The organism is Gibbsiella greigii (assembly GCF_039540155.1).
GTDB lineage: Bacteria > Pseudomonadota > Gammaproteobacteria > Enterobacterales > Enterobacteriaceae > Gibbsiella > Gibbsiella quercinecans.
In genome coordinates this window covers 1-11,224 of the sequence record NZ_BAABEM010000041.1, presented here as the reverse complement: position 1 = coordinate 11,224, position 11,224 = coordinate 1, and the positions used below count along the sequence as shown (strand labels likewise).

At 62.5% G+C, this 11,224-nt stretch carries 9 protein-coding genes; 7 read left to right on the top strand and 2 right to left on the bottom strand.

The window, feature by feature from the left end:
* Nucleotides 1-18: 18 nt before the first annotated feature.
* Genes AC559G_RS18465 through AC559G_RS18445 form a run of 5 tightly spaced genes read left to right on the top strand, consistent with a single transcriptional unit; the run spans nucleotide 19 to nucleotide 6,518 of the window.
* Nucleotides 19-2,532, top strand: coding sequence for a TonB-dependent receptor (locus AC559G_RS18465; protein ID WP_498913761.1), 2,514 nt, complete (start codon nucleotides 19-21; stop codon nucleotides 2,530-2,532).
* A gap of 12 nt (nucleotides 2,533-2,544) precedes the next feature.
* Nucleotides 2,545-4,473: a phytase gene (locus AC559G_RS18460; RefSeq protein ID WP_498913759.1), complete on the top strand. Its 1,929-nt coding sequence runs from the start codon at nucleotides 2,545-2,547 to the stop codon at nucleotides 4,471-4,473.
* Nucleotides 4,474-4,533: 60 nt separating this feature from the next.
* Nucleotides 4,534-5,250, top strand: a complete 717-nt coding sequence (gene tolQ, locus AC559G_RS18455; protein WP_498913757.1) for a MotA/TolQ/ExbB proton channel family protein — start codon at nucleotides 4,534-4,536, stop codon at nucleotides 5,248-5,250.
* A gap of 12 nt (nucleotides 5,251-5,262) precedes the next feature.
* Nucleotides 5,263-5,712: a protein TolR gene (gene tolR, locus AC559G_RS18450; protein WP_095847697.1), complete on the top strand. Its 450-nt coding sequence runs from the start codon at nucleotides 5,263-5,265 to the stop codon at nucleotides 5,710-5,712.
* Nucleotides 5,709-6,518 (top strand): energy transducer TonB, encoded by an 810-nt coding sequence (locus AC559G_RS18445; protein ID WP_498913756.1) that lies wholly within the window; start codon nucleotides 5,709-5,711, stop codon nucleotides 6,516-6,518. Before tolR ends, AC559G_RS18445 begins: the two co-directional genes overlap by 4 nt.
* A 47-nt stretch (nucleotides 6,519-6,565) precedes the next feature.
* Here AC559G_RS18445 and AC559G_RS18440 read toward each other — a convergent pair whose 3' ends face one another.
* Nucleotides 6,566-7,450 carry a LysR family transcriptional regulator gene (locus AC559G_RS18440; protein ID WP_498913755.1) on the bottom strand — a complete coding sequence of 295 codons (885 nt, stop codon included), beginning with the start codon at nucleotides 7,448-7,450 and terminating at the stop codon, nucleotides 6,566-6,568.
* 101 nt (nucleotides 7,451-7,551) lie between these two features.
* Between AC559G_RS18440 and AC559G_RS18435 the strand changes: the two genes are divergently transcribed.
* Nucleotides 7,552-8,703: an alpha/beta fold hydrolase gene (locus AC559G_RS18435; RefSeq protein ID WP_498913753.1), complete on the top strand. Its 1,152-nt coding sequence runs from the start codon at nucleotides 7,552-7,554 to the stop codon at nucleotides 8,701-8,703.
* On the opposite strand, the gene AC559G_RS18430 is transcribed toward AC559G_RS18435, so the two are convergent.
* Nucleotides 8,684-9,577, bottom strand: a complete 894-nt coding sequence (locus AC559G_RS18430; protein ID WP_462614156.1) for a LysR family transcriptional regulator — start codon at nucleotides 9,575-9,577, stop codon at nucleotides 8,684-8,686. The genes AC559G_RS18435 and AC559G_RS18430 overlap by 20 nt on opposite strands.
* An 85-nt stretch (nucleotides 9,578-9,662) precedes the next feature.
* Between AC559G_RS18430 and AC559G_RS18425 the strand changes: the two genes are divergently transcribed.
* A complete protein-coding gene (locus tag AC559G_RS18425; protein WP_498913751.1) occupies nucleotides 9,663-10,445 on the top strand; it encodes an NAD(P)H-dependent oxidoreductase in 783 nt (260 codons plus the stop codon).
* Nucleotides 10,446-11,224: the final 779 nt, after the last annotated feature.

Genomic DNA, 11,224 nt, shown 5'->3' with positions numbered 1-11,224 from the left:
ACTCTGGGGGAAAAATACGTGAAAGCACAGCGAAACAACACCACGCGGGCGGCAAAACGCCGGCTCAGCAGCCTGGCGCTCGCCATCAGCGGCCTTGCCCTTCCGGCGCTCACGCTGGCGGAAGACGCCACGGAACACATGGAGGTTATCGGTCAGGCCGCGAGCATGTCCCAGGCGTTGAATGAACAACGCACCTCCGACAGCATCCAGAGCGTGGTCCACGCCGACGGTGTGGCGCAGTTACCGGATGACAACGCCGCCGAAGCGCTACAGCGCCTGCCGGGGGTTTCCGTCGAACGCGATCAGGGCGAAGGCCGCTACGTCAGCGTGCGCGGGCTGGGGCCGGATCTGAACAGCGTGCAGATTAACGGCACCACGCTGCCCTCGCCGGAAAGCGACCGGCGCGCGGTAGCGCTTGACGTTTTGCCTTCAGAGTTGGTGCAGTCGCTGTCGGTGGTGAAAACCCTGACGCCGGATATGGACGCCAACTCGCTGGGCGGCACCGTGGAAGTCAACAGCCTGTCGGCCTTTGATCACAACGGCCTGTTTTATACCCTGGGCGCCGAAGGCAGCTACGACAGCAACAGCAAAAAGAGCAGCCCGAAATTCTCCGGCGCGGTCAGCAATATCTTCAGCATCGGCGACGGTGAAGACAACTTCGGCGTGGCGGCGGCGCTGAGCTGGCAAAAACGCAGCTTCGCTTCAGACAACGTGGAAAGCGGCGGCGATTGGGATTTCAGCGATGGCGCGCGCCTGAACAGCTTTGAACAACGGCGCTATGAAATTGAGCGTGAACGCACCGGTTTTGGCCTGAACTTCGATTATAAGCCGGACGATCTCTCCAACATCTACCTGCGCACGCTGTACAGCCGCTTCAAGGATAATGAAACCCGCCAGGCTTCGGCCATCGAATTCAGCGAACCGCTGGCCGAAGGCGAACGGGGCGACGCCGAAGTGGAACGCGGGCTGAAAAGCCGTGAAGAAACCCAGGAGGTCAAAAGCGTGGTATTCGGCGGCGACCGCATGATGGGCCCATGGACGCTGAGCGGCCAGATGGCCTACAGCCGCTCCAGCGAAAAGCTGCCCAGCGGCACCTACGCCACGTTCACCGGGCTGGATGCCTTCCCGGACAGCGGCTTTTCCAGCACGGTTAAGCCGTATAGCCAAATTGGCGGCGGCTACAGCGATGCCAGTAATTACCAGTTGGACTCGATGGAATGGGAAACGCAGAAAACCAGCGATACGGAAAAAAACATTCGCTTGGATCTGGCGCGCGACTACACCCTGTTTGATACCGACAACCAAGTCAAATTCGGCGGCAAGATCAGCCGGCGCGATAAAAAGAACGACCAGAACGTCTGGACGTATGAAGATCTCGGCGACTACGGCCTAAGCGACGATCAATTGAGCCTGAGCCGCTTCACCTCCGGCAATGCCGGTTATGCGTTCGGCCAGGATGGCCCAGCCATCAGCACCGGCAGCGTCAATAGCCTGATCGGCGCCCTGGGCAAAGACGGCTTTTACAACCAGGAAGACTCAACCATCAACGATTACCGGATGAGTGAGGACATCAACGCCGCCTACCTGATGAACACGCTGGATGTGGACAACTGGCGCTTTATCACCGGGCTGCGCTACGAGGGCACGCGCTTCAAGGCCGACGGCACCGGGCTGAACGACGGGGAGTATCAGACCTCCAGCCACCAGAACAACTACCATGACTGGTTGCCAGGGCTGCACGCCCGTTACCGGTTGGATAACAACACCCAGATCCGCGCCGCCTGGACCAACTCGGTGGTGCGCCCGGCGTTCGGCCAGTTGGCCCCCGGCTATACCATCGACGGCAACGAAGCCGAATTCGGCAACCCCGAACTTGCTCCATTGAAATCGAAAAATTTCGATTTGGGGATCGAGCACTACATGGGGCGCGCCGGCACGCTGTCCGGCTACCTGTTCTATAAAGACATCCGCAACTTTGCCTACGAAACCGATCTGGCCGGCCGCGGCCAATGGGCCGATTTCAGCGAAGCCAAAACCTGGGCCAACGGCGGCAAAGCGCGGCTGTACGGCGCCGAGCTTGCCTACTCGCAGAAATTCGACTGGCTGCCTTCACCGTGGAATGGCCTGCTGGCAGGCGCCAACCTGACGATGAGCCACTCCAGCGCGCGCATTGAAGGCAACGGCATCTCGCGCAAGATAGCGATGCCGAACCAATCCGATGTGGTGGGCAACCTGATGGTCGGCTGGGAAAACGACACCGTGAGCGTACGTGTCTCGGCCAACTATAAATCGGATTACCTCAGCACCGTGGCGGCCGTCGATGACCGCGCGCACGACAGCTACGTCGACGACCAGATGTTTGTCGATCTCAGCATGCGCTACTACCTGACCAAACAACTGCACATTTCGTTCGATGCGCAAAACCTGACCAACGAGCATTACTACGTCTATACCGGCAGCCACGGCTTTAACTCGCAGTACGAACAATATGGCCCGACCTTCAAACTTGGCCTGACCTACACCAATTTCTAAAGGACTTAGCGCATGCATTTTCGATTTTCACTGCGCCCGGCGGCGCTGGCCCTGCTGGTGATGAGCAGTTTACTGAACGCCGGCCACGCCGCCCCCCCGGCAGCCGCGCCCCCGTTGAGCACCCTCGCCGGCAGCGCCAACAATGACGAGGCCCGGTTGCTGAACGACAACCGCTTCTGGCCGCAGGCCGATCGGCTGTTGCTGGCCGGTAAGCAGGGGTTGCTGCTGCAAGATGCCCAGGGCACCACGCTGGCGCGCCTGCCCGGCAAGTACCAAGCGCTCGACGTGCGCACGGATGCCGACGGCGCGCTGGTGACCATGGTGGATACCGCACGCCAGCAACCGCTGCTGGTGCGGCTGGACGGCGCCAAACGCCAATGGGGCACCCCGCAATACCTGCCGGCGCCGGGCTTCAAAGTGGAAGGCATCTGCCTGTTCCGCGATGAAGCGGACAACAGCTTTGTCTTCCTGATCGGCGAAAAAGGCAAAGGTGAACAGTGGCTGGTGGGGCAAGGCACCCGCCTGCTCGGCGCCGCGCACAAAGTACGTGATCTGAGCATGCCGCCGGACAGCGAATACTGCCAGGTGGATGACCGCCGGGCGCTGCTGTACGTCAATGAAGGCGCCGTCGGCCTCTGGGCCTATGACGCGCAGGCCGAAGCGCCGCTGCTGCGCCGGCCGGTGGATATGCGCCAGCCCTTCGGCGCCATCGGCGGCGGGATCGCCGGGATGGCGGTGCTGCCGGACGCTGTGCTGGCGCTGGATCCGGAAAATCGGCAGTTGCACCGCTATCGCTACCTGGAAAACGGCTGGCAGGCCGATGCCGCACTGCCGCTGCCGACGCTGAAAAAGCCGCAGATGCTGACGGTGCGCCCAACCGCACAGGGGGCAGAAATCATCATCGCCGACAAACGTGGGCTGCACCAGGGCAACATCGCCTGGCCGTTGCCTGCCGCCACGCCGCTGCCAACCATCCCGGTATTGCCTGCCCGGCTGGAAACCGAACCGGTCGCCAGCCAGGGCGACGCCGCCGACGATCCGGCCATTTGGGTTAACCCCACCGACGGCGCCGCCAGCCGTATCCTGGCCACCGACAAGCAGCGCGGGCTGCTGGTGTACGATCTGCAAGGCCGCAAATTGCAGGATCTGCCGGTCGGCCGCCTGAATAATGTGGATGTGCGCAGCGGGCTGCAGCTTGACGACAAGACGATCGATCTGGCGGTCGCCAGCAACCGTGACAACAACTCGCTGCACCTGTTCGCCATTACGCCGGCCAACGGCGAAGTCGCCGAACTGGGCGAGATCGCCACGCCGCTGCCGGAGATCTATGGCCTGTGCATGTTTAAGGATCAACAAGGCGCGATCTACGCCATCGTCAACGATAAAAGCGGCCGTTTCCTGCAATACCGCCTGCAAGGGGAACACGGTGCCGTGCGCGGCACCGTGTTACGTGAATTCAGCCTGCCGAGCCAGCCCGAAGGCTGCGTGGCGGACGATCGTCAGCAGCGGCTGTTCATCGGTGAGGAAGACGTTGCCGTGCACGCGCTGGATGCCCGCCCGGAACAGCCGGCGCAGTTGCAGCAGGTGATCGCTGCTGGCGGCGCGTTGCAGGCCGACATCGAAGGGATGGCAGTCTATCAGGGCCGCCAGCACAGCTATCTGGTGGTTTCAAGCCAGGGCAACAGCAGCTATCTGGTGCTCGACGCCCTGCCCCCTTACACGTTGCGCGGCGCTTTCCGTATCGGCCTGAACGCCGCGGCCGGCATTGACGGCGCATCGGAAACCGATGGGCTGGAGGTTACCGCCGCCAACCTGGGCGCGCCGTGGCAGCACGGCATGCTGGTGGTGCAGGACGGGCGCAACCGCCTGCCGGAACAAACGCAAAACTATAAATATCTTCCCTGGTCAGCGATTGCCGAAGCACTGCAACTGGCCGACTAATCATTAACACCCCGCCCGCCGGCGCTTTCACGGCCAGCGGGCAACCGTAAGGAAAAGATAATGACTTCCGATAACGCAATGACGTTCAGCAGCCTGATCGGCAACGCTAGCCTGCTGGTGCAATGTGTCATGGCGATCCTGCTGTTGGGTTCGCTGATCTCCTGGTATCTGATCGTGATGCACGGCCGGGTGCTGCGCAGCAGCGAAAAAGATATCGCCGCCTTTCGCCAGCGTTTCCGCCAGGAAGGCGATCTGCCAACGCTGCAACGGGCCATTCAGGGCGACATGCCGCGTGATGCCGGCGCCCAGCATATTTTCGCCGCCGCCTGGCATGAATTTCAGCAACTGAACCAGGTGAAGGGCATCGCGCCCGATGCGGTCAACGCCGGGGTGGAGCTCAGCCTGCAAACCGCCATCGCCGAACAGGAAGAGCGCCTCAATAGCGGCCTGGCGATGCTGGCGACGATTGGTTCGGTCAGCCCCTACATCGGGCTGTTCGGCACCGTGTGGGGCATTATGAATGCCTTTATCGGCCTGGCGCACGTGCAGCAGGCCACGCTCAACACCGTAGCGCCAGGCATTGCGGAGGCGCTGATCGCCACCGCCATCGGGCTGTTCGCCGCTATCCCGGCGGTCATTTTCTACAACCGCTTTACTGCCCGCACGCAAACGCTGGTGAACCGCTATTACAGCTTCGCCAACGAGCTACAGGGCAGCCTGCACCGCCGGTTGCAAATTGCGGCGCATGCCACCGCCCCCCGTTCACAGGCCGCCTGACAGGAGTTGTTTATGCGCAGACCACCGTTACGCCATAGCCCCAAGGCTGAAATGAACGTCGTTCCCTATATAGACGTTATGCTGGTGCTGCTGGTGATTTTTATGGTCACCGCGCCGATGCTGCTGCAGGGCGTAAAACTGGAGTTGCCGAAAGTGGCCAGCGAAACGCTGCCCGCCGACAGCCAGCGCCAGGTGCTGACCCTGTCGGTTAAAGCCGACGCCACCTATTACTGGAACCTGGCAAGCGACGTGCAGCCCGAACAGCGCGCCGACTCAGCGCAGGCCGTCACGCTCGAAGAAGTGAGCGCCAAAGTGGCGGCGATTATCGCCGCCAAAGGCGACACCCAGGTTTATATCCGCGCCGACCAGGCCGCCAACTACGGCAGCGTCGTCGCCTGCATGGCCGCGCTGCAAAAAAGCGGCATCGAAAATATCGGGCTGATTACCGAGGCACCGCAATGAGTGCCTGTTACTTCCCCGATGCCACCGTAAACACGGCGCCCGCCTGGCGGGCGCGTATCATCGCCGGCGCCGTTGCGCTGGCCGCCCACCTGCTGCTGGCGGCATTTCTGCTGCAACACTGGCAAATGAAAACGCCGCCGGCGCCGGTGGTGCGCCATCTGCACACCACGCTGATCACCCTGCCGGCGGCTGAACCCGCCGCCGTCGCGCAACCGGCCCCGCAGCCAACGCCAGAAGCGCCTCCTGCGCCGGCCCCCACGCCGGCACCGTCGCCGCCGGCCGAACCGCCCGCCGTGAGCAAGCCGCAATTGGCAACGCCGCCCAAGCCGGATAAAGCGCTGTTGGCGCGCCAGCAGCAGGCGCGCGAGCGCAAGGCGGAACAAACTCAGCGCCGGCAACAGGAAAAACAGCAGCAACAGCAAGCGCTGGCGCAACAGCGCGCGAACGATGAGCAACGCCGCCAGGCGGCGCTGCAAAGCCAGGCCGCCGCACGCGCCGCACAGAACGCCCGCCAGGCCGCAGAGGCGGAGAGCAACGGGCGCCAGTATCAGCCCATCAGCAAGCAAACGCCGGACTACCCGGAAAAAGCGCTCAGCCGCAAGATAGAGGGCAACTGTACCGTGGTTTACCGGGTAAACCGACGCGGAGAAGTGGAAGATCCGCAGGCGCAAAGCGACTGTAACCCGCTGTTTGTGCGCACCTCGATCAATGCCGCCAAAACCTTCCGTTATCAGCCACGGGTGATCAACGGCCAGCCGGTGGATGTGCCACAGGTGAAAAACACCTTCCACTACCGGATTCAGTAACTTAACGTGGCCCCGCTGCCGTGGGGCCGCTCGCCGGCCGCGCTTGTTTACGCGTTGATAAACGCCGCTACCGGCGGCGGCAGCGTTTGCTGCTTGCGCCAGGCCAGGGCCACCTGATACGGCCCCGGCGCGCCCTGCGGCGCCAGCGGGCAGAAAGCCACGTTATCCCAGCCGCTGCGCCGCAGGAATTCAGGCACCAGCGCCACGCCCAGCCCCGCCGCCGCCAGCCCAATGAGGGTTTCCATCTGCACCGCCTGCTGGGCGACGCGCGGGGTAAACCCTGCCTGCCGGCAGGCCGAGAGAATCGCGTGATGGAGGCCGGGGCCTTCGCCCTGAGGGAACATGACCCAGGGTTCATCCGCCAGCGCGCCAAGCGGCAACTCATCCGCCGCCGCCAGCGGGTGCCCGTGCGGCAACACCGCCACCCACGGGCTGATAAGCAGCGGTTGCAGCGCCAGATGCGCCACGGCATATTCCGGCACCGGTAAAGCGACGATGCCGACATCCAACCGATCGTCCAACAGCGCCTTCACCTGGCGTGCGGTAGGCGCTTCGTGCAGTTCCAGCGCGACCTGCGGGTGATCGTTGCCAAAACGGGCGATCATCGCCGGCAGCCGATGCCGCACCGCGCTGGCGACAAAACCAATGCGCAGCGAACCGCTTAGCCCTTGCCCCGCGCGTTGAGTCAAGGCTTCCGCGCGCGCCATCTGCGCCAGCGTGCGGCGCGCTTCCTCTTGCAGCACCACCCCGGCGGCGGTTAGCCCGATAATGCGGTTAGTACGCTCAAACAGGCGCACGCCCAGCGCCTGCTCCATATTGCGGATAGCGGCGGTCAGGGGCGGCTGGGCCATATGCAAACGCTCGGCGGCCCGGCGATAGTTCATGGTTTCCGCCACCGCCAAAAATTGCCGCAGCTGACGCAGGCTCAACATAGCGCGATACCTTAAATGTATTAAATAACACCATGGATAGTATTAGACATATCACCAACACGTATCGATGATAAGCCTTATTTCACTCAGGAAATGGCGCTATGAGCAATGCAACCCTTGCACATCGTTACGTTGCCCGCGGCAGGAAAACGCTGGCGGGCCTGCTGCTGGCCGCAGCCCCTTTAGCCGGCGGCGCGGAGCCGCCTCAACCCGCGGCGGAAGCCACGCTGGTGCTCAAAGATCGCTCGGTTTCTCTCGCGCCGGGCGCCGCGCTGTTTATTCGTGAGGTACGGTTGGCGGCGTTGCCTGACAACGGCGCTGCGCCGGTATTGCTGGTGCACGGCGCACGCGTGCCGGGCCTCGCCTCTTTCGATCTGCCAGTGCCGGGCGGCTCGCTGGCCGGCGATCTGGCGGCGGCCGGCTACCGTGTATATGTAATGGATCTTCGGGGCTACGGCTATTCCAGCCGGCCGGCGGCGATGAGCCAATCCCCAGAGCAAAGCGCGCCGCTGATGCGCACCGCCGACGCGGTGGCCGATATCGGTGCGGCGATCCGCGCCATCTCGCAGTGGACGCAGCGCGATAAGGTCAGCATCGTCGGTTGGGCAACCGGCGGGCACTGGGCCGGCGCTTATGCCGCGCACGCTCCACAGCATGTCGATCGGCTGGTGCTCTACAACACCCTTTACGGCGGCAGCCGCCACCACCCTCAGCTTGGCCTGGGTTCGCCGCTGGATACGCCGGAAAAACCGGGTACGTTTAACGCCGCCCTGTTCGGCGGCTACCGCATCAATAGCCGTGCCAGCCTGTTCCCGGCCTGGGACAACAGTATTCCCGTGGCCGACAAGACGCGCTGGCGTGATGCGCACGTCGCACAGGCCTATGCCGATGCGGCGCTGGCATCGGACGACACCGCTTATCAACGGGATCCGCCCGGCTTTCGCGCCCCCAGCGGTGCGATGGCCGACAGCTTTGAACTGGCGCTGGGTAAAAAGCAGTGGCAAGCCGCACGGCTGACGATGCCGGTGCTGGTGATCCGCTCAGGCAGGGATTTCTGGAGCCGCCCGGAAGACGCCAGCACGCTGGTGCAGGAATCACCGAACGCACGGCTATTGTCGCTTCCTGAAGCCACGCACTTTGTGCATCTTGATAGGGATGAAACAGGGAGAGGCCAGTTCCTGGCCGCCGTCAGCCGGTTCCTGGCGCCTGATGCAGCAAATCCGGCGCAGCCGTTTACAGAGAATCCGCAATAAACTCCCGCAGCCAGCGGTGGGCAGGATCGCGGTGCACACGTTCATGCCACAGCATCGCCATTTCAAAACCGGGCACCGCAACCGGCGGCGCCACCTGCAGTAGCCCGGGCTGATCGCGCACCAGGCGCTCGGGCAACATCGCCACCAGATCGGTCTTGGCCAGCACGGCGATCACAAACAGGAAGTGCGGCACCGAGAGCACCACGTTGCGCTCCAGCCCCACCGCGGCCAGGACGCTATCGGTAATTCCCTGAAAACCGCCGCCGTCGGGCGAGACGATCACATGCGAAAGCGCGCTGAATTGCCTGACCGTTGGCCGCGTTTGCAACTGCGGATGGCCGCAACGGCCAGCCAGCACATAGCGCTCGGTAAACAGCAGGCGGTGGCGCAGCCCCTCGGGCGCCCCTTCAAGGGTATGAAAAGCCAAATCAATGTCGCCCTGCTCGGCCAGTTCGGCGAGACGCGCCGGCTCTTTGCCAAAAATAGCCAACCGGCTATGGGGCGCGGCGGCACGCAGACCGGCCAGCGCAGGCAGGATAATGGTCAATTCCGTGTAGTCCGACGCGGCAACGCGCCAGGTTTGCTGGGCCACGGCCGGCTCAAATGGCCGGGATGGCAAAATGGCCTCTTCAAGCGAGGCCAGCGCCTGGCGCAATGGCGCGCGCAGTTCCTCTGCCCGGGCGGTGGGCCGCATGCCACGCGGCCCCGGCAACAACAGCGGATCGTCAAAGAATTCGCGCAGCTTCGCCAGTTGCACGCTAACCGAAGGCTGGGAGAGGTTTAAGCGCCGTGCCGCGCGGGTGACATTGTGCTCAGCCAGCAATGCATCCAGCGTCAGCAGTAGATTAAGATCCAGGGCGGAAAAATTACTCATAACAATACCTGTTATTTATCTAATTCATTTCAACTATACCGTAGCAGTCCCTACTCTGCCTCCAGACACTTAACGGAGGCCACAGATGAATGTATTAATTGTTTATGCCCACCCCGAACCCACATCGCTGAACGGTTCGCTTAAAGACTTTGCCGTGCGCCACCTTGCCGCCGCCGGGCACCAGGTGCAGGTATCGGATCTGTACGCCATGGGCTGGAAAGCGGTACTCAACGCCAGCGACAACACCGCTAAACCGGCCGGCGAACCTGTTAAACCGGATCTTGATTCCAAACGGGCCTATGAACGGGGAACGCAAAGCCCGGATATCAGCGCCGAGCAGGAAAAACTACGTTGGGCGGATGCGGTAATCCTGCAGTTCCCTCTGTGGTGGTTTTCGATGCCGGCGATCCTCAAAGGCTGGGTGGAACGCGTTTACGCCTACGGGTTTGCCTATGGCGTGGGTGAACACTCCGACAGCCACTGGGGCGATCGTTACGGCGAAGGTTCGATGCGGGGGAAACGGGCGATGTTGCTGGTCACCGCTGGCGGTTGGGAAAGCCACTACGGCCCACGCGGGGTGAACGGGCCGATCGACGATCTGCTGTTCCCGATCCAGCATGGCACACTGTTTTACCCCGGCTTTGACGTGCTGCCGCCGTTTGTGGTCTACCGCACCGGCCGCATGGACGCGGCGCGCTTTGAACAGGTGAGTGCACAACTTGGGCAACGGCTCGATAACCTGTGGAGCACCCCGCCGCTGCCATTCCGGCCGCAAAACGGCGGTGCATACACCATTCCGGAACTGACGCTCAAGGAGGAGATTGCGCCAGGGCAAACCGGCTTGCCGATCCATCTATACTCTAAATAATTCGAGTTGTAGGACAAAAACGCAAAAGCGTTTTTGAACAGCGCTGGCCCCGAAGGGGTGAGGTTGTATGGCCGAATCATGCGGCAACACAGCGACAAATCTGCCAGGAGCAGATTTGAACGCTGCTGGCAGCGGCCCCATAGGGGCGAGGCCCAGGGACGAGCCGAGTAATAAAGCCAACGCACCTGCGGTTCGCAGTATGAAGGGTATAGGGGGTGTTGACGTTTAGCACGCATCTTGGGCTGCGGAGCAAGGCACCGTTGCCAGGTTTCGGCAACGTTCTTTGCCCTGACCGAGAGGGTTTCGGTCGCCATCATATTGTGGCTTTTTGCGGCACCGTAGCCCGCGCCCGAGTTAGGGGCCGTGGGCGCGGCCCCTAACGACCCCGCGCCTGCGCCATATCAGGCGGCCGCTGCGCGGCTGCCCTCACTGTGTCACTTCGCATCACGGCCGGCTACGACAGGCGTCCCTGCCTGTCTCGCCTGAAACCGCCGTCCTGGCGGTTTCGCCTATGCTACGTTCCGCCGTTCGGCGCCTTCAATGGCTTCCACACCCGTGCTCCACTCACCAAATGCGTTGTTTTTGGGGTTAACTTATGTCAAAGCCAAAGGTTAGGTTGCCCGGTGGCGATAGATTCTGGTTTTGACCTTCCGCGCGCATCTTGGGCTGCCGAGCAAGGCACCGGTGCCAGGGGCAATCGGCCACGGATAATGAGATGGACGCTCCAACGTTGACGGCATCTAAGTGCCAAAATACGAGCGTAAACTCAGCAGAAGGAG

Coding starts and splice junctions, on each gene's coding strand:
- AC559G_RS18445 (WP_498913756.1), top strand. CDS start 5,709: ATGAGTGCCTGTTACTTCCCCGATGCCACCGTAAACACGGCGCCCGCC.
- AC559G_RS18430 (WP_462614156.1), bottom strand. CDS start 9,577: ATGAGTAATTTTTCCGCCCTGGATCTTAATCTACTGCTGACGCTGGAT.
- AC559G_RS18435 (WP_498913753.1), top strand. CDS start 7,552: ATGAGCAATGCAACCCTTGCACATCGTTACGTTGCCCGCGGCAGGAAA.
- AC559G_RS18440 (WP_498913755.1), bottom strand. CDS start 7,450: ATGTTGAGCCTGCGTCAGCTGCGGCAATTTTTGGCGGTGGCGGAAACC.
- tolR (WP_095847697.1), top strand. CDS start 5,263: ATGCGCAGACCACCGTTACGCCATAGCCCCAAGGCTGAAATGAACGTC.
- tolQ (WP_498913757.1), top strand. CDS start 4,534: ATGACTTCCGATAACGCAATGACGTTCAGCAGCCTGATCGGCAACGCT.
- AC559G_RS18460 (WP_498913759.1), top strand. CDS start 2,545: ATGCATTTTCGATTTTCACTGCGCCCGGCGGCGCTGGCCCTGCTGGTG.
- AC559G_RS18425 (WP_498913751.1), top strand. CDS start 9,663: ATGAATGTATTAATTGTTTATGCCCACCCCGAACCCACATCGCTGAAC.